A 23627-nucleotide genomic window follows, 5' to 3' on the forward strand; every position below is an offset into this window, starting at 1 on the left:
CCGGTCCGGCAGCAGCGGCTCGATGCGTGCCCACTGGGCGTCAGTCAACGACACACATCAACCAACGATCAGATGATCCGAAAGAAACGGCCTAGCCGCGTCTACGGGCGAGCTGTACGTGAGCCTTTCCTTCGACAATCCCTCAGCATGGCGGGCTGCGTTGGACGGCAATCCTGGTACAGAAAGTGAACGTCCCTGGGTCGGCGTCCGTGGCGCCGAACCTGGGCTCCTCGATCTGCGCCTCTACGCGGAGGGCATGGCCAGCCTTCTCGCAGAAGCAAATGGAGCCGACCGCATCCTGCTACGAGCCCTGCTTGAAGGCATCGCGCAAACCGCCGGATTGGTGGAGGAGGATCTTGACGCGCTCATCGATCAACTGGCGCCCGAGGGTCCCAAACAGATGATGCACGTCGAACTGAACCCACGCCTTCCGCTGCGCCCCGGTCCACTCCCTACGGCTCGACTGGTACAACCTGCCGCTTCCGCCACGGTTCTTGACGTATTGGGCCGGTACCTCGATAGCGCGCCGGTACGCCAGTGGAGCCCATCCCCTCGGAGAAGCGTACCCAGGTTCTGCAGAAGGTCGTGGGGCACTACTTCGCGCTCATCGAGGATATGGTGGCCGGTCTGGCGGCCGAGGGACTCATCGAGTCGCTGATTTCGCGGCACGAAGCGCTCCTGCACGACGAGGCTTTCAATGACCAGATCCTCCCATCGCGCATCGCCTGCTTCGGAGAGGCAAGCCAGCCGGCCGAGAACCTTGTCAGGACCACCAAGCGCCAAGTGGAAGCTGCTCAGGCCAGCCGATTCCTCATCGAATACGTCGCTGCCCAACCTCCCAGTGGGGACTCGTCACTCACCCTGGACACGTACGACCACCTCATGGCGTTGTCTGCAGAACTCATCTCTCGTGCCACTCTCTCGGAAGCCATTCACCACGACTTCTCAGAGGCTCAACTTGTCTTGTTGCCCTCCGGCCGACTCGGTGTCTCCCGCGGCGACCAATACGAATCAGGCTCCAACGCCCTTGCTGCAGCCCGAGCAGAGGCACTCCTGCTTGCGGCACCGACTCGTCATTCCCGCCGGGGATCCGAGCCCCAAGGGCCCACCGCACAGGTAGAGGAAGCAATGGTCGCCGAGTTCGGCTTCTCTCTCACCGACTTGGCCCAGGGTGTCTGCGAGGTCATCGCCCTGGGGGATGAGCGCTGCCAGTCAGAGCCCTACACCCTTTCAGAGTCGGTTGTTGCCAATCACTTGTCCACGACGCTGTACTGGGAACATGAGAAAGCGCAGACTTTCCTCGATCGGCTCGCACTGCGTCCCCGGGCCAAGTTCCTCTCTGTCAAATCCGATGCGTGGCCGTGGCGCTACAACCGTGAATGGTCGTACGTTCGACGCCCGCTTATCCGTGTGGGCACAGGGGACGGCTCTCAACTCGTCTGGGGAGCTAGACACACTTGGAGCAGTGGCTCGTATTGGGTCAACCTCATCTACTCCGGACGGTTGCGCAGCACGTCATCGTCGATGAAGAAACTGCTGGGAGTGATTCGGCAGGACGAGAACAAGGCCTTCGAAGCGCATGTCGTCGACACACTCAGGGCTGGAGGCTGTTCCCTCGCTGTCAGGGATGTCTCCAAAATCGCGGGACGTAGACTCACGTCGGTCGAGGGTTACGATCTGGGCGACATCGATGCGCTTGGTATCAACGCGGCTAGACGCGTGATCATCGTTATCGAAGCCAAGGACTTCGAGATGTCACGTAATCCGACCGAAATGGCCAACGAAGCCGATGCTCTACTGCGCGGCGACAAAAGTGCTCTCTTCAAGCTTGGTCGCCGCACAGAGTGGGTACGCCAAAACCTTGCGGCAACGTTGACTCACTTCCTTGGGGATCGCGATAGCACCAGCTGGACTGTTACATCCGCCATCGTCACCAGCAGGGATCTTATGGCTCCCCGAGTGTTTGCCTCCAACGTGCCAGTAGTCCCTATCGGTGAATTCGAGCAGTGGGTCGCCGCGGAGCTCGTTCGGGGTAAGCGAGGCAATGGGCGACGCCGCTCTTGATCTGGACCCATATGTATGGGATCGAGGGGGGCGCCGTCCAAGCGAACCGCCATGTGGCCGAGGGTGCTGTCTGAGGTTCTTCCGGCGTGCGGTGGGTACTTTTATCGGATGGTCAGAGCGGGTTGTCGGTTTTCAGGTGCGTTTGGCCGTTGCCTGGTCGGTGTGGTGCTTCCCTTCGAACTCGGTGTGCTGAGGTAGCGGAGCCATTTCTGGCTGTGCCGGGAGTTGTAAATGCCCTCCATCTACCCGAACAGCGCGATGCTCGCCTCGGTCGTTGATGAGACTCGTTGGATTTGATTCAAACCGCAATTCCGTGAATGATCTTGGTATCCGCCGGCCCGCAGGCATCACGCTAGGGCCCATCTCAAGGATGGATGATCCCTGAAGCGAACCAGTCTTGAAGTGTGGACTCCGCCCCTTCCGGGAGATCGTTGACGAAAACCACGGCCAGGCCGCGCTGGGCTCGCGAGCAGCACACGTAGAACAGGTTGCGTGAGCGCTCGGTACGGTCGGGTTTGTCGGTGCCTGCGAGCATCTTGCCGATGTTGTACCTGTTCCAGGCGCTGTCGTCGACCACCACCACGACGTTCTCGAATTCGTCGCCCTTGACGCCGTGCTGGGTTGAGAACGGGGTGAGTTCGTCGATGAAATGGGTGACGCTGATCACTTCCCGGTAGGACACGCTGCGGAGGTTGTTCGAGAAATCCGCTCGTCGCTGGTCGCGCTCATCGAGACCCGTTGCGGTTCTGTGGCGTTCGAGGCTTTTGAGCTTTCCGGGCATGGCGAGGAGGTGGCCGTCGCCCATCAGGTCGAGCACGTCGCCGATGGTGCCGCTCGTACGTACGGCGTCGAGTGCACGGATGGCCTGACTGATGGCGCGTTTGTCGGAGTGACGGGTAATCCGTGTCCATCCCTCGTCTAAGAGGCTGGTCAGCTCCGCGAAGTCGTTGTTGCGGAAGGCCGTGCTCACGGACTCGACGCGCGTCAGGTACTGGATGTAGGGCTCATTGCGTGCCATGAGGTCGTCGGGGCCGTACCGGCTCAACTTTCTGTACTGTTCGAGGAGGTTGGCGTACTCCAGTGTGCCCGCGATCCTGCGGTGTGTGAGCAGGAGATATTTGCTGTTCTCCCGAGTCCAGCCGTTCTGGGCAAGTGTTGCTTCGGCGGCGGTGAGTCGCTCAGGGCCGGCTGGGGTGCCGGTGTTGAGGAACAGGTGGACCTCGCCTGTCTGCTGGTCGCCGATGGCGTCCTGGATGAGGTCGGGACGCATCCGGTTGAGCACCTCGACGACGGGAGGTGAGCACCGGTAGTTCTCGTGCTTGGTGATCTCGGTTAGGAGGCCGGGGCGTTTCACCGCTCCGACACCGGACTCGTAGATCTTCTGCATGGAGTCGCCGAAGAGGCCGACCACGCAGTTCTCGTGGCCGGCGCCCGCCAGGTGGTCCAGCAGGAGCTGGATCGTTTTGGGTGAGGTGTCTTGGTACTCGTCGACGAAGATGATGGGGTACTTGCTGGCGATGATGCGTATGAGCTTGGGGTGTGCTGTTACGAGGCGGAGCGACAGCGCGATGACGTCGTCGTGGGAGATGCGCCCTTCGCTCAGCCTGCGCCCGCGGTCGGAGTACTCGATCACTGGGGGAGCGGTGACGTCATCGAGGTCTTCGGGCTTGGTCAGGTCCTTGTTGTAGTCGAGGATCTGCAGCCAGAGCTCACGCTGGTAGGGCTGGATGGCACTCCAGAGGAATTCGTGGATGGTGCCGACGTCGACGAGGGGGTCCGCGGCGATGCGTTCGTGGATCTTCTTCTTGGCGACGTTCGTGTATGTAATGCAGGCGATCCGCCGACCGTGTGCCTCCAGGTCTGTGCGGTGGTGGTTCAGGAGGTGCTGCAAGGTGCGGACCAGGGTGGTCGTCTTGCCGGCGCCGGCTCCTGCTTCGACGAGGAAGCTGCGCCGGGCCTCCATCTCCGCGGCGACGGCTTCGAGGGTGTCTAGGCGAGCCACTGCAGTCCTTCGGCGATGTAGCGGGGAACAGCCCAGTCCTCCACGAGCATGACGTCGAAGGCGAAGTCGGTCTTGTGGTCGCTGAGTTGCTGTGCGATGTCGTAGGCCTTGGCTTCGATGTGGTCAGCGGTGGGGTCGGCCCCGACCTCCTTGGCGAAGGCCGCCTTCAGAGCGAGCTGGCGGAAGTCACGCGCGAGGGGTTCTGCGTTGGCGATGATGAAGGCATCCTCGAAGCTCCGCGCGCAGACTCCCGAATCTCTCTCCGGGATCTGGTAGGCGACGCGGACGTGTCCCTGCTCCTTCTCGGCCGGGTCGGTGGCCAGCAGCTCGGCGATGCTGGACTTTGCGGGCAGCCAGTTCTTGAGCGTCTGGTTCGAGGTGACCGTCTGTCCCTGGCCGGGTGGGCAGGCCTTGCGGTGTTTGGGGCATACGGAATCAATGTCGGTGATGACGAGGGTCTTGACGTTCAGGAAGGCGAGCAGTTCCCGGAAGCGGACGGCGTAGGCGTCGCCGACCTCGATTACCGATACGTACTGGTGCAGCAGCGCCTTGGCGCATCGTCGGACCATCTCGGGCAGCAGCAGGCGTTCCGCGGTGCCCTCGATAAGGATCACCTTGTCGGCGAAGAACATGTCGCACCGGTGCAGGACCATGTACTGGCGCAGGAAGCGCAGGGTCTCGTCGCCCTGCGGGGTGGCCTTGACGTTTGCCTGGAAGGTCGAGAGGTCCTTGACCGTGAGCTGCGGCTCGGAACGGTCGAAGTAGCGCACGGTTTGGAAGCCGCTGCTGGCGACGATGTGGGAGGAGTGCGTGGTGATGAACACCTGCACCTTCCAGCCCGTCTTGCGGTCGATGAAGTCCTGGATGTTTTTGATGAACGTCTCCTGCATCTGTGGATGCAGGTGGGCTTCCGGCTCCTCTATGAACAGCACCTGCAGCGCCGGCTTGGGCATGGTGCGTTCGTAGGTCTGGTGAAAGCTGATGACCTGCAGGATCGTGAAGATCAACTTGCTGTAGCCCAGCCCGTTGTGGCCTTCGGGAAGGTGGAAGTTGTCGTCCCCGGACGGGTACTGGATGCGGGTACTTCCGCGCAGGATTCCTGAGGCCTCGATGAGGGAGACGATGCGGGGCTTCTGGACTGGGGTGATGGTGCCCACCCCGAAGGTGCGCAGGTCCTCGAAGATCGGGTCGAACAGCGTGGCGTAGTTGTCGTCGAGCTGCTGCGAGGCGGACGCCAGAGCGGTCTCGATCTGCTCGATGCTTTGGTGGCGGTCCTCTTGCCCGCTGTTGACTTTGTAGTAGGCCTCGAACGTCTTCGACAACGTGCGGGCCTTGTCGGTCGGCGTGTCGTCCACCTTGGTCTGCGCGTAGACGAACTTCACCGACAGGATGGATTCGGCGGCGCCGCGCTTGATCTCCTTGCGGACGTTCTCATCCAAGGGACTGACCGCTCGGTAGGCCGTGGCGACGTAGTCCGAGAAGTTCTTGCGCAGCCACTTGATGCGATCGAACGGCTTCCTCTGGCTGGCCGACCAGAAATCCTTGAGGAAGTCGTGCGGGCGGGCAACCTCCAAAGCCGCCTCGATCTTGACCTCGAAGCAGGCATCGTCCAGGTCGAGGATCACACCCGTGAGTGGCGCGAGGCCGTCGTCTTCCGTGTACTCGATGGTAAGGACCAACCGGATGGCCGGGACGAGGTCGTACGCCTTAGCCAACAGGTCCTCGCTCGTCTCCGTGTCGCCCCGGTCAGCCTCCGTCTGCGCCTCGCCGAAAATCTGCCGCGCTTGCTCGATGTCGGCGATACGACAGGTGGAGAAGTCCTCCAGGACAAACCTCGTGTCCTCCTCGCCGAAGAACTTCTCGAAGAGATTGACGAACGATGTCTTGCCGCTGTTGTTGCGTCCGACAATCAGGGTGGCCTTCGGATCAACCCGGACGTCCACTTTCTCCAAGGCGCGAAAGTTGATCACTTCGGCACGGGTCAGCTGCATCTCACTCCCGACATCGTTCCCAACCCAGCCCCCGGGGCGACATATGCCTGTAACTACCGAGAGTCAGAGCAGTATCTGATACGGAAGGAACGGGGATCCCCACTTGGCTCAAAGTGGTCAGTGATGCGAAAAACTACGTCCAGTTCGGTCCTGACCGGTCACTCGGTCGTTGATCCCGCCCAGGTGCTTTCACGTGCGTGCAGGCGGTGGGTACGGGACGGCGCTGCCAGTCCGTTGCAGGCGTCCGGGCTCACCGACCACTGGGGGGAGGGCATTCCCGTGACAGCCGTACCGTAGCCTCCGACGGCCGGCTCCGCTTCGGGCACAGCGGATCGGGTCGTATGCCAAGGCTTTCCAGGACCAGACGGCGGGGCGTCTGCGATCCACTCGCCGACCGCCAGCAGGGAGGCCGCTCCGGTAAGAACCGCGTACGCGGTCAGTGCGGGTACGACGGCCCGAGCGTGCCGCACGCCGCGGATCTCGGGGGATCGGGCACCTCGGCCAGTCGCTCCAGCAGGCCCGGGATCTCTTCAGCGTGGACTGGCAAGCTCACCCGCGCCTACCGGCCGCAGACCAACGGCAAGTCGAACGCTTCAACCGCACCCTGCTCGACGAGTGGGCCTACCTGCGGCCCTACACCAGCAACACCGAATGCACAGAGGCCCTGGAAGACTTCCTGCACACCTACAACCACCACTGCTGCCACACCGCACTCGGCGGCCAGCCACCGATCAGCCGCGTGAACAACGCTGCGGCTCAATACAGCCAGAACCTGCGACGGAAGGCTGTGGCCAGGGTGTCTTCCTCTCTGAGTGTGGGCCTGTGCCGTCTCGTGATGCGCCGTGCTGCAGCGGCTGATCCGTTCATAGCCCGGCAGGACTGAGAGAGGCACACCGGACTGTCTTCATGTCCGGAAATGTTTGTGCGCGAGTCCCCCACATTGCCTGGCATGCAGCAGTCAGGGATCCTGAAAGGCTTGCCACAGTGGTAGGCGTTTGGGGGATGTGATGGCCCGCCCGGCAGTACGAGATGGCAGCGATCCCAAAGCCGTCCGTGACACTCGCGTCTTGATCGACTGTCTGCAGGAGCTGGTGCGGGGCGCCGTCTCCAAGACCATCCGCGACTGTGCCAAGTACCCGGAAACGGTATGGCTCGCGGACGCTCCCGATGGGACCGTGCGCCCTGCTGCGGACGCTGATCCTCGCATCATGGTGGTCAAGCACCGTCCGCCCCAAGAGGCACCGCGGCTGCCGGCGATCCTGCATGGCAGGGTCTCCGCCGAGGCCGCCGCCACCGCCGGACCGCAACCTCCCGGCCTGATCGACAGCACCCCGAATGATCGAATGGCCGACTTCCAGGCGGTTGTGGAGGAGAACCAGCCGGCATTGGAGAGCGGCAGCTCCGAAGAACGCAAGGCGTACGAGACGTGGGCCGGCAAGTGGATGCGATGGTCGCAGGAAGAGCTGGCGGCCGAGCCGCAGCGGCGACTGCACCGGCAGCTCTACCGGATGGCCAAGAAGATCGAGCAGGACAGTGACACCTTCGAAGTAGTCCTGGCCGTAGGTCTCTTGCAACTCGGAGCCGGTCGTCCCTCGGCCCGGGTCCGCCGGCACATCGTGACCACACCGGTGACCCTCACCGTTGAACCGGCATCGATCAACGTGACCGTTTCTCTCGTGCCGGAGCACCCCGGCCGTCTGGAGGACACCGACTTCCTCAGCGAGTCCGACGGCTACACGTCGGAGCTGCTGGGGGTCGTGCGCTCCGCTGTCGAGGACGTCCCCTTCCACCCGCTGTCGGACCGGGCTGCACAGGCCGTGCGCTCGTGGGCGCAGCGGGCTTTCGGAGTCGACCGCGTGCTCCCGTTCGACCCCACCGGCCAGCACCCCGACCGCACCGCTGAACCCCAGGCGCGGTCACTGCATCTCGCGCCCGCGCTCATCCTGCGCGAACACAGCCAGCGCTCCGTCCTCGGCTTCTACGAGAGCATCGCCCGGGCGCTGAAACGTCCCGGAGCACGGGCTCCTTTGGGGCTGGCGCAGCTGCTGTATGACCTTGAACCGGAGCACCGGACGGCCTGGGGGAGCAGGAATGGCTCCGTGCCGCCGGCACTGGGACCGGATCCGCTGTTCCCGATGGTCACCAACGCTGCCCAGCGCGATGTCCTGGACCGGCTGCAGCGCGACACCAGTGTCGTGGTCCAGGGCCCGCCGGGCACCGGAAAGACACACACCATCAGCAACCTGATCGCCGCACTCCTCGCGGACGGCAAGCGAGTCCTGGTCACCAGCGCCAAAAGCCAGGCTCTGAACGTGCTGCGCGACCAGCTGCCGTCCAAGCTGCGCAGCATGTGCGTGATCCAAGGCGATCAGTGGCAGGGCGGTAACTCCGATCTGAGCCAGTCGCTGGGAGCATTGGCCCACCTGAACGCGACAACGAACCTTGCTCGGCTCCAACAGCGCATCGACGACCAACAGACGCAGCGGCACCAGCTCATGGCAGAGCAGGCCAAAGTCCAAGACCGTCTGCGTCAGGTACGCGAGGTCGAGTGGTACGAGCACCCCGAGATCGCGCCGGGCTACCGAGGGCGGCTCGACGACATCGTGCAGGCAGTGGAACACGGCGCAGCTGAACATCAGTGGCTGCCGCCCCTGGATGTCCAGGCCCCACAGGTCCCGCCCCTGACCACGGACGAAGCTGAGCGACTGTGGCTGCTGGTTGCCCAGCACGGCCCCGGAATCCTCGACGCCCGCATCCAGTACTGCCCGGCCCCTGCCACGCTGCCCGACCCGACGGACGTTTCCCGCCGCATCACGGAACTTCAAGGAGCCGAAGAAGCCGTCGGCCGCGAGCCGGTCACACCGCTGGCGCAGGAACTGGCGGACCACGGTGACGCGCGGCTCATAGTGCTGGAAGCGCTCCTCGACCGAGCCCAGCAGGCCCTGCAGAGGGTAGGGCTGTCCGCGGACCCCACCTCCTGGCAGGCGGATACCTGGTCTACGCGCGCGCTGCAGGACGGCATCGCCCAGCGATGGCAGCAACTGTGGGACAGCATCCGAAACGCCTCACAACGTGCACAGCAGACCCACGACGAGATAGCCGCCTCCTCCTTCCCGGAAGTAGAGATCCCCCGCCTCTCCGAAAGTGAAGAGAAGGAACTCCTCATAGCAGGCCGCAATCTGGAGCAACACGTCCTGCGCACCGGAAAACTGAACACGCGATGGCCCCGGCCAGCCGCTGTCAAGCAAGCCCGATTCCTCCTCGAACAGTGCCGGGTGGAAGGCATGGCGCCAGCCGGCCGAGAGCACATCACCGCGGTCGTACGGCAACTGGAGATGCGCGCCCACGCCCGCACCCTGCGCGGCCGGTGGACCGGCGTCGGATCGGCCGTTGGACAGGACACCACCGAACTGATGACGTCCGAGCTCCTGGACAGGGCCGTCATCCTGCAAGCCATCGACACCTGCGTGGAGGTCATCCGCCAGATCCACGCAACCCTGCTGGCCGACGGAATCCAGACACCGGTCACCACCGCTGAGCAGTGGCGCGACATCCGCCAGGCCACGGCCCAGGCCCGCCAACTCCTGCACATCAGCACCGCAACACAACGCTTCGAAGAACTCCTCAAGAGCCTTCCGCCGCCCCACCCGCATGGCGTCGACGAGCTGCAGCGCGCGGCGGATGCCGTAGCGGCCCGTGATGAGCAGGCCTACGCACAGGCGGTGGACGCACTGGCTGCGGCATACCAGCGTGAGGCAGACCGGCGCGAGACCGGGAAACTCTTCGAGTGCCTCGCCGAGGCCCACCCCGAACTCGCCAAGGACTTCGCCGGCGATCCCCTCTCCCCGCACTGGCGCTCCCGGTTCGCCGCGCTGCCCCAGGCCTGGGCATGGCGGCAGGCGCAGGACTTCCTCGACACCCACCTGCTCCCAGGACGCGAAGATCAGCTCGAAGGCGAACTGACCCAGACCCAAACCCGGCTGCACGACCTGGTGGAACAGCTGGTCTGCGACCGCGCAGCACTCCATTGCGTCAGCCGCATGACCACCAAGCACAAACAGGCCCTGGCTGCGTACGCCAGCGCCGTGGCCAACGCAGGACAGGGAACCACCGAGTACGGCAAACGCCACCAGCGTCACGCGCGCTCAGCCATGCAGACAGCGCAAGGAGCGGTACCGGCGTGGATCATGCCGCTGAACCAGGTAGCGGAAACGATCAGTCCAGAGCCGGACTCCTTCGACGTCGTCATCGTCGATGAAGCAAGCCAAGTGGGCCTGGACGGCCTGCTCTTGCTCTGGCTCGCACCCCGCATCATCGTCGTCGGTGACGACCGGCAATGCGCCCCGTTCTACAGCGGCAGCAAGCATGACCGGATCACCCAGATCTTCGACGAGCGCATGGCCGACCTCGAACCCTGGCAGCGCGAAGGCTTCGACCCCAAGTCCAACCTGTACGAACTGCTGCAGTCCCGCTTCACCGAAGTGATCCGTCTCACCGAGCACTTCCGGTGCATGCCGGAGATCATCAAATGGTCCTCCATACAGTTCTATCCCGACAACCAGCTGGTCCTGCTGCGCCAGCACGGCTCCGATCGCCTACCGCCGCTGAAGGTCGTCCATGTGCCCGAAGGACACTGCGAAGGGCGCCGGGACAAACTCATCAACCGGCCGGAGGCGGAGGCCGTCGTCAACGAACTGCACCGCCTCACCCAGGACCCTGCCTACGCAGATCGCAGTATCGGCGTGATCATCCTGCGCCACGGCGACCAGACACGACTGGTACAGGACCTCGTCGACCAGCGCATCGACGTGTCGGCCCGCGAACGCCACAGCATCCTCGTCGGCACACCCGAGCAGTTCCAGGGAGACCAGCGCGACGTCATCCTCCTGTCGATGGTCGTCGACGGAGCCAACGTCATCGCCGCGACCGGCCGGAACCATGAACGACGCTTCAACGTGGCCGCCAGCCGGGCCCGCGACCAGATGTGGCTCTTCCATTCCCTGACCATCGACCAGCTCAGCAGCAAAGACCTGAGGCGCTCCCTGCTCACCTACATGGTGAGCCCACCCCCGCCCTACACACACCCACACCAGCCCGCCCACGTCAGCGCAGACCGACACTGCGAGCCCTTCGACTCGCTCTTCGAGCAACGTGTCTTCCTGCGCATCAAGGAACGCGGCTACGACGTGGTGCCCCAGTGGGAGGTCAACGGAAAACGCATCGACCTTGTGGTCACCGGAGGTCACGGACGCCTCGCAGTGGAGTGCGACGGAAGCCCTCACCACTCCACCCCGAAGCAGATCCACGACGACGCCGAGCGCGAGCGGGAGCTTCGCCGCGCTGGCTGGACGTTCTGGCGCATTCGCAGCAGCGCCTTCGCCCTCTCACCAGACGAGGCCTTGGAACCTCTGTGGGAACGCCTGACCGAGCTGGGCATCCATCCCCGCACGGTCCGCGAGTCATCCATCGATGACGCGCCAACTGACATGCCCTGGACTCCGGTCGGCCTGGCCGAGGCCGAACCCGACGAAGATGCGGACCCCTACGACGGCGAGCCGGACGAAGACAGCGAGGAACACTGACATGGACAACTTCGACGACAGCACCCTCGAAGAACTGGCCGCCATGGTCTGCGGTGACGAGCCGGGTATGAAACGCCGAGCGGGCTGGGAACTGGCTCCATTCCTCCGCCGGGCCGGCTGGGAAGACGTCCCCGACCACGACGGAAGCCCTCGCCACCGCTGGGTCCACACCATCCTGTGCGAACGGCAGGAAGACCAGGCAGGAGACACCGAGCGCGTCATCCTGCGTCTGGCCGACCGACGGGAATACCAACAACAACCCGCCGACTACGACACCGTCATCCAGCGCCTCCAGGAAGTCCTCGCCCTCGAAGGCCGCCGCATCGACTACCGCAAAGGGCAGCCGTTCCTCATTGAGTACGACCCCGACGAACCCCCTCGCCCGCAGCGCGTGGAGCTGAAGGTGGCCATCACCGACATCGTCTCCGATTCCGACCTGGCCCGCGCCGTTCAGCTTCGCCTCGACGAAGCCCGCATCTGCCAAGAACACGGCGCCTACACCTCCGCCGTCATCATGCTCGGGAGCCTCCTCGAAGGTGTCCTCGTCCACGCCGCCGACGTCAGAAACGCAGCCGTGCCGCTGACCCGGCCCGCCCGCGACACCCGGCTGCAGGACCTCATTCAGCACGCCCACACCAACCAGTGGATCGACCAAGACGCAAAAATGGCCTCCGACCTGCTCCGGACCTACCGCAACCTGGTCCACCCGCTCGCGGAGAAGCGAGCCAAACACAGCGCAGACTTCGACACGGCCGACCTCTGCTGGTCCACAGTAAACGCCGTGCTCAATGACCTGGCAGCAAGCCACCCTCATTAACCTCGAAGTTCGTGACGAGTGAGAATTCCTTGGCCAGGTCGTGGCCGGAGCAGTACTGCTTTCTCTCTGTGACGGGTGCGAGCCCTGCCTGCAACGCTGTAACCGGAATTCTTGGTAGGCAGGTCACGCTCTGAACGCGTCGGACTATTGGTTGACTGTTAATGACCTGCCTGTACCCGAGTCGATGCCCCGGGCGAGCTGTTGGGCATATCCGGCGAGGAGTTTCCGTAGGTCGGCATAGTGTCGAAAGGCATTTGGCCGGACGAGATTATACCAGGTGGTGTTGCGGCGAAGAGCCCATTCGCGTTGGACGTCTTGAGGCTGTTCGGCCTCGATGGGGCGTGGGGCGAAGAGGTGCTCGCCTTGTGTGACCTGTACCCAGATGTAGACGGAGGCGTCCTGGCGTTTGCGGTCGCCGACCGGTGGCCGGATGGGGCCGGAAAGCGGTGGCAACTCGCTGACCAGGGCGTCCCATTCATCAGGAGGAAGGGCCCAGTCCCTGAGCGCCTCGCGTCGGCGCTGGTAGTCGATGAGTGGTCGCCGGGGTGTTCGGAGTTCGGCACCGAGCTCGCGGAGGACTCGTTCGAACTCGGCTGGACTGCGTCCTGCGCGCTCCCAGCGTTTGAAGTCGGTGTTGGTTCTGAACCGCACCAGGCTTGGGGTGATGCCGAGGTAGGCCGCGGCCTCGTCGAGAGGTCCGCCTATGGCCCATTGGACGAGCCGGACTGCAGCGGTTCGGCGTAGCACCTTCGGGGCAATGCCGGTAATAGGTGCGAAGTATCTTTCATGCCAGTCCAGTTCCAGGTATGCGGGGATGTATTCTGGTCGGTAGTCGTCCCGCAGTGGTGCTCGGAATCCCTGTGGGCCGCCGATTATGCGGTAGGTGCGGGTCAGGGGTTCGGCTGCGTCTCGGAATCGTGGTGAGCACGAGTTTTCATGTCGGGCGTAGATGCGTACCCAGGGCGTACGTGTCGGCCGTTCCCCGGGGGTGTGGACGAGGTGGGAAAGGTCTTCGGACAGATCGTCTGCTTCGAGTAAGGCGTGTGCGGCGCGTAGGAGTCCGGCACAGGCGATCGGGTCACGGGGCGGTACATCGCGCAAGCGAGAGTGCTGCAAACCGTTGCTGGTACTCGAATTCCCTGAAGCGGAGTGGACGTACGCGGCCACATGCCCGGTGAAGGTGGTGTCGAGAAGATGTTGCCCTACTGGCCAAGTAGTAGCGATCAGTGCGGTGGCCAGCCGGAGATCAGTGAAGTACTCGGATGCGTCCGAGGCCGGAGTCAGCGGTTCTAGGCGGGCAAGCAGGGACTGCTGGAAGCGAAGGATGTCCGGTGTTGGGTGTGGCCGACGGTAAGGATCTGTAGCAACTCGCTGATCGAGTCTGCCGCCGCAGGCGCGGGACTTTCGTTTCCGGGTTGGGGTGCCGATCGTCCACCGGCATTTGCGCTGGGTGCAGGGTGTGATCGTTGGCCCGCTCAATCAGGCGCCCTGATATGGCGCGCGGCTGCCCACAGCGCGGGCAGCTTGCTTCCAGATAGGTCTGGTGTTCTACGCAACTGAAGACAAAGGGTAGGTGCCATAGCTTGCGCCAGGGACCGCCGTGGAATCGCTGGGCTGGGGTGTAGTCGCCCGCCAGACAGGTGGGGCAAGACCGTGGGGAGCCGACGAAGAGCCATGGGTCCGGCCTCTGTCCCGGTCCCGGTCCGGACACGGACGACCAGGCGATGGGGGGATACCGGTCTCGCCACTGTGTCAGTGTTAGTGCCGACACTTTCTCGGCTGTCTGGCGGGTCAGTCGGGCGAATCTTTGGGCCTCCGGCTCGGTGAGATTCAGCAGCAGACTGCCTGGGATGTGATGGGCTTGGACGCGATCGGTCCAGCCCGCCGCACGGATCAGTTGCAGAGGCGGGAGGCTGAGGCGATGCCCTAGCCGAAGCAGGTAGCTGACAAGGGACTCTCCTGAGGCAGGTTCGAGACTCCGGGGCAGTGGATGCATCGTGGCTTCTCCGTCAGGCGCCCGCGCGGGCAGCCGGGCCAGGGTCATCGAAAACGGTGTTCCGGGGTCGATTCGCCTGCGTGGCCTTCTTGACGGCGGTCCGTGGGGCGGCCGGGATGACGGGCTCGTCCGGCGGCTGTTCGGGCTCGTCCCGCCGGAGCACGATCTCGTCCAGCAGGCTCTCGTCGATCATTTCCTTCCCGGAGTCCATGGCTTCCTGGGCGCCGTCTTCGAGCAGGCGTCCCAGCAGGCCGATGACACCGCCGGTGCGACGCATCAAGTACTCCGGCATACCGCCGCCGGTGAGCATGCCCTGCGTCGCGTTCATCAGCCGCAGGTGCTTCTCGATTCCCTTCAGGTGATTGACGAAGGCCGCGATCTGTTTCGGGGTGGTGTAGCGGAACCGGTCGATCTCGATGAGCTCGAAGCGGTGTTCCGTCTGGGTGACCTCCAAACCGTGGATGCGGGTCGACTCCAGCGGTGGCATCTCCCATTGCCGGGTCTTCTTGTTCCACTTGGCCTCACGCAGCAGCCCGATGCCGGAGATGTTGACGCCGGTCAGGATCAGAGTGACGTCCAGGCTCATAAGGGCCCGCATCAGGTCGAGGACGTCCTGGTCGTCGGCTCTGTGCATCCGCAGCCGGCTGATGTCGTCCAGAATCAGAGCTTTGACGCCATGGTCGTAAAGGGAGTCGGCGACCTGCCGTACCAGTTCCGGCAGCGTGGCCGACTTGCGCGTCGGGGCCCGGAAGAAGCCTAAGATCGACGTGCAAAGGCTTTTCGGCGTTGCTGTCACCGGGGTCGAGACATAGACGACCGGTGCGTGGAGATCGCGGGTGCCCGGCAGAGCCTGGGGGTTGAGGTGGCTGTGGAGTTCAAGCCACTGCTTTTCGAACACGGCCCCGGCTGAGCAGACAGATGCGGTCTTGCCGTAGTTGCCCCAGCCGCTGATCATGACGCCGGCGCGGGTCGGGTCGTTCTTCTTCCTCGTGTTGCCGCTCAACCGGCGCCGGATCAGCTTGCCGACCTTGTCATGCATGGGGGTGTCCTGCAGCGGGAGGTTCGCGTTCGTCAGCTCCCGGTAGAGGTCGTAGTCGTGCCGGCGGCTCTCAGGGAGCATCGACCACTTTTGCGGGGAGATCGTCGGAGCGGGGACGAGTAGGTCGTAGTGGGTGCGGTAGTGCTGCCAGCCAACGTAGGTGTCGAGGGGCGGGCGGCTGCCCAGGATCAGCTCGGCGATCCTGGCTCGTGAAGGCAGACCGTCCAGCGGATCATCGTGAGAGAGGGCTCGGGTCACGTGTGGTCCTCCTGGACAGGTGTATCGGCTTCCGAGTCGTCGGGGGGCGGAAGCCGGAACATGGGACGCCGGTTCAGGGCCTCGTGCAGCGTTGCCGGGGCCACGGGCTTGACGTCGGCGAGGGCTTCTTCGCGTCGTCGACGGCGGTCGGCGTCTACCGCGTGGTCGATCGTGCGGGCGTGCTCGGCCCAGGCCGCGGGCATCTCAGCCGGAGCTAGCTCATCCGCGATGGCGGATGCGGCGGGGCGGTCAGCGGCCGCAGCCTGTGCGCGGGTGATCTCGTGGGCTTGGGCGACGCGCTGCTTCTTTCCGGCCTTCCTCTTGGCCTGGCTGGGCCATTGGTCGACTGGGGTGACCGAGCCGAGGATCCCGAGCAGATGTTCCAGGAGCTCGCTCTCGGAATGGATCCTGATCTTGTTCGCCCTCACGCGTGTCAGCAGGGCGTCGGCAGTCTTGTCCGAGAAATCAGGGATCTCACCTTCGGGCGGCAGTCCTCTCCAGCGCAGAATGTGCCAGGTCTCGTGGTCGGCAGGGTCCTGGAAGAACACCTGTCGGCGGTCCCTCCGGTCACTGCGGACAACCCATTTGCCCGCGTGTTTGCCGCCCCGGGCGGAGGGTTGCTGGAAGCGCGGCTCGTCGAAGACCGGGTGGTGATACCAGAGCCCGAGGATCTTCACCCCGCGACGAGGATGGATCTTCACGTGGTGTTTGCGCAGGACCTTGTAGTAGAAGCTCGGTTCGGGGAAGTCCAGGTCGAAGCCGCCCTGTTCCATCGCGGCAGCGAACAGGGTGTTGGGGCTGTGGTCTTCACCCGGCGCCCAACTGGGGGCGTGTTCGCCTAGTTTACGGTTCTGCCAGATCTGGACGATCCAGGTCGCGATGATGTGCTCGGCTTGCGCGAGCGTGAGGCTCGCATCGCGTTCCGGGTCGGCCCCGCGGTCCGCGACGTCACCGCCGGTGAATCCCAGCAGGTGCTCGAAGAGCATGGTCTGGACGGTGAGGAACTGGCGCTCGACCGCGAACTTGTCGGTCTGCCGCAGGACGCGAGCAGGCAGGATCCGGCAGCCGATCTCCGTCTCGGCTTCCACCAGGTCGTGATTCTTGTAGGGGCCGCCGTGGTCGGTGGTGACCGTCTCCGGGGCAAAGAACGGCAGAGCGGCGACCCGGTGCCCGGTGAACTCGGCGATCACCTCGGCCGGCACCCCTGCGTAGGGCCATTCCATGTCCTCGCCCCAGCCGTCCCGCATCGGAAGCGGCAGCATCACGTCCCGCAGCAGCATCGCGATGTCGACGGAAGTGTCGGACTGGAGCGTGAGCCGGAAGGCCGGCAGCCCGTGCGTGTAGAGATCGAGTGCGAGGGTCAGCGTCGCGGTGATCGCGTCGCCGAACACGGTCTCGCGCAGCTTCACCGAGTCCAGCACCAGAACCTGGCCCGGCCTGTGGACCACCACCCGGCCGGAGACCCCGGCCTCCGCGGCCGCCTCAGCCGTCCGCCCGTAACGCGGCCGGGCTCCGCCGGGCCCGAACCACTCCTTCCAGACGGCCGCGAGCGTCCAGCGTGAAGGGATCTTCTCAGTGGGAAACGTCGGGAACCGCTCACGCATGTACTGGTGCATCAACCGGTGCTTGGCACCCTGGCTCAGGCGGGCGCGTGGGCCGCACTCGGCCTTTACTGCGAAGATCGCCTCCCGGATCTCCTTCGTGATGGTGCGGTGCCCGCTGCGTCGCCGCGTCCAGCGCCCGTCCGCGCAGGCCAGCAGGAGACTGTCGCCCGCCAGGCCCGACGGACGTACCAGCGTCCGGTAGCTGAGGTGCTGCAGACCGCACCGGACCGTCTCCGGACGGGGCATCGCCTCTATCTCCGCAGCCTTCGCGTACCGACGCTGAGTCAACGTCGTGCGGTCCGGGTCGTAGGCCGGCCGAGGCTCACCCGGCAGGGCCCGAGCCGGGTGGCCCTCCCGGAACCCCGTCTCGGCCTCCAGCACGTGCGCCGCCCGCAGCCGGGCCCGCTCTAACTGGTCCTTGGTCAAGTCGGCCAGTGTCCTCGGCTGCCGGGCGACCGGCGGCGGGCGCCCTGACTCGACTGCCGGAAGAAGCCGCAGGTCAGCATGGTTGGACGTCGTCAACCGTCCACTCGACGCCATTGAGCGCGACCCGCCTACCCGGCGCGATCTGCAAGAATCCCCTCGCTGCCATCACACCGCCCAGATCAGTGAGCTGTGGCGCAACGGACTGCCCAGGTCAACGCCGAGCTCGCGGTGCCAGAGCAGCCGGACGATGTTCGCCCGGCCAACGGAAGGCACGCTGGTCGCCTCCGCCAGGTCGGAGAACGTCATCGCCTGCCCCTTCTGCCCGCTGATAGCGGTGAGCAGCTGCTCGCGCATGCCGAGAAGGTCCCTCGCCGGCCGCCGGCGCGAGGACAGGTGGTCAAGGACGCTCCAGACATGCGGTCGCCAGCCCGCGACCACCGAGTACCGCCAGCCGCAGGCAGCCGCCACTTCCCTGGCCGCCGCGAACTTCAGCGCGTCCTCTTCCTTGATCAGCTCCATCGGGCGGACGTCCAGCAACCACATCCCACCGCCGATCACGGCCAGGAAGTCCGGGATGTGCCAGGCGCGCCCGCCCGCATGCTCGAAATCAAGCCGGAACGGCTGCGACAGCACTTCCGATGCCCTCAAGAAGTCCAGCGCGACCAGCAGGCTTACTTCCTTCAGCGACTCGAAGCCATGCTTCCCGCCCGCTGACGCCATCGCCTCCAGGCCGGGGCGGTGCCGCTGCTTCGCCCGCCACGTGAACCCCCGCATCGGCCGGGACGACATCACCGGTACGTGAGCCATGTCCCGGACCGGCCAGCAGACCTCGTCGGCGCCCACCTGCCACGTCGAACTCCATCGACGCGGCCAGTCGTCCCCGAGCCGCAGCCGATCCCGCAATCCGGCGTCCCCGTCGTACGGCGTGACAAGGTGGTCCAGCTGACTTGAATCCGACGGGATCTTCGCTCTCGCTGCCTCGCCCACTCATCCAGAGAAGCACCACTCGACCGGCGACGGGGGCGTTTCGCTGGTACTGCCCGCAACACAGCGTGACGGGACCAAGATTTGCCAACCAGCGTTCTCCATGTGCCAACTAAAAATCTCCGTCGCAACTGGGGGGCGACGGTTCGCCGCCCCGGCCGTTGTATAAATGTGCGCTACTGCGTATAGTCATGTCATCCAGAGGAGAGGAACGGCATGACTACGCGGGTTGCGGTGGCCGGAGCCAGTGGATACGCCGGGGGAGAGGTGCTGCGGCTGCTCGTCGGGCACCCGGAGGTCGAGATCGGGGCGCTGACCGGCAACTCCAACGCCGGGCAACGACTGGGCGTCCTCCAACCGCACCTCGGGCCGCTCGCCGACCGCGTGCTGGAGGTGACGACCGCCGAGGTGCTCGCCGGGCACGACGTGGTGTTCCTCGCCCTGCCGCACGGCGAGTCCGCCGCCGTGGCCGAACAACTGGGTCCGGACGTGCTCGTCGTCGACATGGGCGCCGACTTCCGCCTGCGGGACGCGGCCGACTGGGAACGGTTCTACGGTTCCCCGCACGCCGGGACCTGGCCGTACGGCCTCCCCGAACTCCCCGGCGCCCGCACCGCGCTGGCGGGGTCCACGCGCATCGCGGTCCCCGGCTGCTACCCGACGGCCGTCACCCTCGCCCTGTTCCCCGCCTACGCGGCCGGCCTCGTCGAGCCGGAGGCCGTGATCGTCGCCGCCTCCGGAACCTCCGGCGCGGGCAAGGCGCCCAAGCCGCACCTGCTCGGCAGCGAGGTCATGGGCTCGGCCTCCCCGTACGGGGTCGGCGGCCTCCACCGGCACACCCCCGAGATGAGCCAGAACCTCGGCGCGGTCGCCGGCGAAGCGGTGAGCGTCTCCTTCACCCCCACCCTCGTCCCGATGTCCCGCGGCATCCTCGCCACCTGCTCCGCCCGCGCCCGGGCCGGAGTCAGCGCCGAAGCCGTGCGCACCGCCTACGAGAAGGCGTACGCGGACGAGCCGTTCGTGCGACTGCTGCCCGAGGGCCAGTGGCCGGCCACCGCCTCCGTGTACGGCTCCAACGCCGTCCACGTCCAGGTCGTCCTCGACGAGGCCGCCCACCGGGTCATCGCGGTGAGCGCGATCGACAACCTCACCAAGGGCACCGCGGGCGGCGCCGTCCAGAGCATGAACCTCGCCCTCGGGCTGCCCGAGACCACCGGACTGCCGACGGTCGGCGTGGCCCCCTGAGCCCCGTCGCACCCCGCACCGACCCGTCACCACCAGGAACCGCGCCCCCGTCGCCGCCGACCGAGCGGCCGACGGACGCCCTCCGCCGCCCCGCAGCGGCGTTCGAGAAGGAGATGCAGTGAGCGTCACGGCAGCACAGGGATTCACCGCGGCCGGAATCGCCGCCGGGATCAAGAGCAGCGGCGACCCCGACCTCGCACTCGTCGTCAACACCGGGCCCCGCCTCGCCGCTGCGGGCGTCTTCACCTCCAACCGCGTCAAGGCCGCTCCCGTCCTCTGGTCGGAGCAGGTCCTCAAGGGCGGTCAGGTCTCCGCCGTCGTCCTCAACTCCGGTGGCGCCAACGCCTGCACCGGCCCCCAGGGCTTCCAGGACACGCACGCCACCGCCGAAGAGGTCGCCTCGGTCCTCGGGCTGAGCGCGGGCGAGGTCGCCGTCGCCTCCACCGGCCTGATCGGCCTGCCCCTGCCGATGGACAAGCTGCTGCCCGGCGTCACCACGGCCGCCGCGCAGCTCAGCGCACACGGCGGCGAGAAGGCCGCGATCGCCATCAAGACCACCGACACCGTCCACAAGACGGCCGTCCGGGGCGGCGACGGCTGGACCGTCGGCGGCATGGCCAAGGGCGCCGGCATGCTCGCACCGGGCCTCGCCACCATGCTGGTCGTCCTCACCACCGACGCCGACGTCGACAGCGCCGGGCTCGACCGGGCCCTGCGCGACGCCACCCGCGTCACCTTCGACCGGGTCGACTCCGACGGCTGCATGTCCACCAACGACACCGTGCTGCTCCTCGCCTCCGGCGCCGCCGGCGTCACCCCTGACGCCGCCGCGTTCGCCGCCGCGGTGCGGGAGGTCTGCGACGACCTCGGCCGGCAGCTCATCGGGGACGCCGAGGGCGCCAGCAAGGAGATCCGGATCGACGTCGTGGGCGCCGCGACCGAGGACGACGCGGTCGAGGTCGGCCGGTCCATCGCCCGCAACAACCTCCTCAAGTGCGCCCTGCACGGCGAGGACCCCAACTGGGGCCGGGTGCTGTCCGCGATCGGCACCACCTCCGCGGCCTTCGAACCCGACCAGCTCAACGTCGCCATCAACGGGATCTGGGTCTGCAAGAACGGCGGCGTGGGCGAGGACCGCGACCTGGTCGACATGCGCTACCGGGAGGTCGTGATCACCGCCGACCTCGCGGCGGGCGCCGAGTCCGCGACCATCTGGACGAACGACCTCACCGCCGACTACGTCCACGAGAACAGCGCGTACTCCTCCTGAACCCGGCGGGCCCGGACCGCCCCGGCCACCCCGGGGCGGCCCGGTGTTCCCGGCCGGCGCACCACCGCGACCGGGTCCGCCCGTGCCCACCGGGGCGGAGCGGGCCGAGGACCCCAGGACCCCAGAGGAGCCATGAGCACCCGCAAGCACACCGCCCTCCCCAAGGCGCAGACCCTCATCGAGGCGCTGCCCTGGCTGACCCGGCACCACGGCAAGGTCGTCGTCATCAAGTTCGGCGGCAACGCCATGGTGGACGACGAGCTGAAGGCCGCCTTCGCCCAGGACGTCGTCTTCCTGCACCACGCGGGCCTGCGCCCGGTCGTCGTGCACGGCGGCGGCCCCCAGATCAGCGCCCAGCTCGATCGACAGGGCCTGGTCAGTGAGTTCAAGGCGGGACTGCGCGTCACCACGCCCGAGGCCATGGACGTCGTCCGGATGGTCCTCGCCGGGCAGGTGCAGCGCGAACTGGTCGGCCTCCTCAACCAGCACGGGCCGCTCGCGATCGGGCTCACCGGTGAGGACGCCCACACCATCACGGCCCGTCAGCACCGGCCCGAGATCGACGGGGAACTCGTCGACATCGGCCGGGTCGGCGAGATCACGGACATCGACACCGGGGCGATCGAGGCGCTGCTCGCCGACGGCCGTATCCCCGTCGTCTCCTCCATCGCCCGCTCCGCCGACGACACGCACGTCTACAACGTCAACGCCGACACCGCCGCCGCCGCGCTCGCCGCCGCGCTCGGCGCCGAGACCCTGATGGTCCTCACCGACGTCGAGGGGCTCTACGAGGACTGGCCGCACAGCGACGAGGTCATCAGCCGCCTCACCGCGCAGCAGTTGGAGAAGCTGCTGCCCGAGCTGGCCAGCGGCATGGTCCCGAAGATGGAGGGGTGCCTGTACGCGGTGCGCAACGGAGTGCGCACCGCCCGCGTCATCGACGGCCGGGTACCCCACTCGATCCTGCTGGAGATCTTCACCGACGAGGGCATCGGCACCATGGTCGTGCTTGACGACTCGGTGCGCCCGCGCCGGACCACCGCCGCGGACGAGACCACCACCGTGGACCCCACCAGCGTCACGGACCCGACCGGCACCACGGACCCGACCGGCACCGAAGACCGGAACACCACTGAAGGAGGAACCCGGTGACCACCCCCAACGAGGCCCTGACCCAGCGCTGGCAGGGCGCCCTCATGGACAACTACGGCACCCCCGCGCTGCCCCTCGTCCGCGGTGCGGGAGCCCGGGTGTGGGACGCCGACGGCACCGCCTACCTGGACTTCGTCGGCGGGATCGCCGTCAATGCGCTCGGCCACGGGCACCCGGCCGTCGTCGAGGCCGTCAGCCGGCAGATCGCCTCCCTCGGGCACGTCTCCAACCTGTTCGTCGCCGAGCCCCCCGTCGCGCTGGCGGAACGCCTCCTCGAACTCTTCGGGCGCCAGGGACGCGTGTACTTCTGCAACTCCGGTGCGGAGGCCAACGAGGGCGCGTTCAAGATCGGTCGCCTGACCGGCCGCACCCATGTGGTGGCCACCGACGGCGGATTCCACGGCCGCACCATGGGCGCCCTCGCCCTCACCGGCCAGCCCGCCAAGCGCGAGCCCTTCCTGCCCCTGCCCGGCGACGTCACCCACGTGCCCTACGGCGACGTGGACGCGCTGCGCGCGGCGGTCACCGAAGAGACCGCCCTGCTGATCGTCGAACCGATCCAGGGCGAGAACGGCGTGGTGGTCCCGCCGGCCGACTACCTGGTCCGGGCCCGCGAGATCACCGAGGCCACCGGCACCCTGCTCGTCCTGGACGAGGTGCAGACCGGCGTGGGACGCACCGGGCACTGGTTCGCGCACCAGGCCCACGAGGGCGTGCGCCCCGACGTCGTCACCCTCGCCAAGGGCCTCGGCGGCGGACTGCCGCTGGGCGCCACGGTCGCCTTCGGCCCCGCCGCGGAACTGCTGCGGCCGGGCCACCACGGCTCCACCTTCGGCGGCAACCCCGTGGTCTGCGCCGCCGGGCTCGCCGTGCTCGACACCATCGCGGGGGAGGACCTGCTCGCGAACGTGAAGCGGCACGGCGCCCACCTGCGTGACGCGATCGAGTCGCTGGGACACCCCTTGGTCCGGCGGGTCCGGGGCGCCGGGCTGCTGCTGGGTATCGTGCTCACCGAACCGCGTGCGGCCCAGGTGCAGCGCGCGGCCCAGGACGCCGGTCTCCTGGTGAACGCGCCCGCCCCCGATGTCGTCCGGCTGATGCCGCCGCTGAACCTTCGCGACGACGAGGCGGAAGCGTTTCTCCAGATCCTGCCCGGCGTTCTCGACGCAGCCCACGGGACGGACTAGCCGGAGAATG

13 protein-coding genes and 2 pseudogenes are annotated in these 23627 nt (G+C 66.3%); 9 read left to right on the forward strand and 6 right to left on the reverse strand.

The window, feature by feature from the left end:
* Positions 1–537: 537 nt before the first annotated feature.
* Positions 538–2064, forward strand: a complete 1527-nt coding sequence (locus ACFYOU_RS25035; RefSeq protein WP_391308671.1) for a hypothetical protein — start codon at positions 538–540, stop codon at positions 2062–2064.
* 364 nt (positions 2065–2428) lie between these two features.
* Here ACFYOU_RS25035 and ACFYOU_RS25040 read toward each other — a convergent pair whose 3' ends face one another.
* Together ACFYOU_RS25040 and ACFYOU_RS25045 are read right to left on the reverse strand one after the other, a co-directional pair.
* Entirely contained in the window at positions 2429–4066 is a 1638-nt protein-coding gene (locus ACFYOU_RS25040) for a UvrD-helicase domain-containing protein (protein ID WP_391308672.1), read from the reverse strand.
* On the reverse strand, positions 4054–6057 hold the full coding sequence (locus tag ACFYOU_RS25045; protein ID WP_391308674.1) for an AAA family ATPase: 2004 nt from the start codon (positions 6055–6057) through the stop codon (positions 4054–4056). Before ACFYOU_RS25045 ends, ACFYOU_RS25040 begins: the two co-directional genes overlap by 13 nt.
* 551 nt (positions 6058–6608) lie before the next feature.
* Here ACFYOU_RS25045 and ACFYOU_RS25050 point away from each other — a divergent pair.
* The 4 genes and pseudogenes from ACFYOU_RS25050 to ACFYOU_RS25065 form a co-directional block, all read left to right on the forward strand.
* Positions 6609–6823 (forward strand): annotated as a pseudogene (locus tag ACFYOU_RS25050) (integrase core domain-containing protein); the annotation flags it as partial.
* 301 nt (positions 6824–7124) lie between these two features.
* A complete protein-coding gene (locus ACFYOU_RS25055; RefSeq protein ID WP_391308676.1) occupies positions 7125–11639 on the forward strand; it encodes an AAA domain-containing protein in 4515 nt (1504 codons plus the stop codon).
* A gap of 1 nt (position 11640) precedes the next feature.
* A complete protein-coding gene (locus ACFYOU_RS25060) occupies positions 11641–12456 on the forward strand; it encodes a hypothetical protein (RefSeq protein WP_391308677.1) in 816 nt (271 codons plus the stop codon).
* A gap of 240 nt (positions 12457–12696) precedes the next feature.
* The gene (locus ACFYOU_RS25065; protein WP_391308679.1) at positions 12697–13200 is read left to right on the forward strand and encodes a hypothetical protein; all 504 of its coding nucleotides are present in this window, start codon (positions 12697–12699) and stop codon (positions 13198–13200) included.
* Positions 13201–13702: 502 nt separating this feature from the next.
* Here ACFYOU_RS25065 and ACFYOU_RS25070 read toward each other — a convergent pair.
* From ACFYOU_RS25070 to ACFYOU_RS25085, 4 genes are all read right to left on the reverse strand, one after another.
* The gene (locus ACFYOU_RS25070) at positions 13703–14500 is read right to left on the reverse strand and encodes a TniQ family protein (protein ID WP_391308681.1); all 798 of its coding nucleotides are present in this window, start codon (positions 14498–14500) and stop codon (positions 13703–13705) included.
* Positions 14466–15749, reverse strand: a complete 1284-nt coding sequence (locus ACFYOU_RS25075) for a TniB family NTP-binding protein (protein ID WP_391308682.1) — start codon at positions 15747–15749, stop codon at positions 14466–14468. Before ACFYOU_RS25075 ends, ACFYOU_RS25070 begins: the two co-directional genes overlap by 35 nt.
* Entirely contained in the window at positions 15746–17779 is a 2034-nt protein-coding gene (locus tag ACFYOU_RS25080; protein ID WP_391308683.1) for a transposase, read from the reverse strand. Before ACFYOU_RS25080 ends, ACFYOU_RS25075 begins: the two co-directional genes overlap by 4 nt.
* Positions 17780–17944: 165 nt before the next feature.
* Positions 17945–18766: a TnsA-like heteromeric transposase endonuclease subunit gene (locus tag ACFYOU_RS25085; RefSeq protein WP_391308684.1), complete on the reverse strand. Its 822-nt coding sequence runs from the start codon at positions 18764–18766 to the stop codon at positions 17945–17947.
* 213 nt (positions 18767–18979) lie between these two features.
* Between ACFYOU_RS25085 and argC the strand changes: the two genes are divergently transcribed.
* The 4 genes and pseudogenes from argC to ACFYOU_RS25105 all read left to right on the forward strand — a co-directional run bounded on the left by argC (position 18980) and on the right by ACFYOU_RS25105 (position 23617).
* Positions 18980–20008: an N-acetyl-gamma-glutamyl-phosphate reductase gene (gene argC / locus ACFYOU_RS25090; protein ID WP_391308685.1), complete on the forward strand. Its 1029-nt coding sequence runs from the start codon at positions 18980–18982 to the stop codon at positions 20006–20008.
* Between the two features lie 118 nt (positions 20009–20126).
* Entirely contained in the window at positions 20127–21278 is a 1152-nt protein-coding gene (gene argJ / locus ACFYOU_RS25095) for a bifunctional glutamate N-acetyltransferase/amino-acid acetyltransferase ArgJ (RefSeq protein WP_391308687.1), read from the forward strand.
* A gap of 132 nt (positions 21279–21410) precedes the next feature.
* Positions 21411–22307, forward strand: a pseudogene (gene argB, locus ACFYOU_RS25100) (acetylglutamate kinase); the annotation flags it as partial.
* 119 nt (positions 22308–22426) lie between these two features.
* Entirely contained in the window at positions 22427–23617 is a 1191-nt protein-coding gene (locus tag ACFYOU_RS25105) for an acetylornithine transaminase (RefSeq protein WP_389765513.1), read from the forward strand.
* Positions 23618–23627: the final 10 nt, after the last annotated feature.

Source organism: Streptomyces sp. NPDC005955 (assembly GCF_042871255.1).
Lineage (GTDB): Bacteria > Actinomycetota > Actinomycetes > Streptomycetales > Streptomycetaceae > Streptomyces.

What these genes read in the sequence shown, in the direction of transcription:
- ACFYOU_RS25045 (WP_391308674.1), bottom strand. Translation starts at nt 6,057, where the DNA reads ATGCAGCTGACCCGTGCCGAAGTGATCAACTTTCGCGCCTTGGAGAAA.
- ACFYOU_RS25060 (WP_391308677.1), top strand. Translation starts at nt 11,641, where the DNA reads ATGGACAACTTCGACGACAGCACCCTCGAAGAACTGGCCGCCATGGTC.
- ACFYOU_RS25070 (WP_391308681.1), bottom strand. Translation starts at nt 14,500, where the DNA reads ATGACCCTGGCCCGGCTGCCCGCGCGGGCGCCTGACGGAGAAGCCACG.
- argC (WP_391308685.1), top strand. Translation starts at nt 18,980, where the DNA reads ATGACTACGCGGGTTGCGGTGGCCGGAGCCAGTGGATACGCCGGGGGA.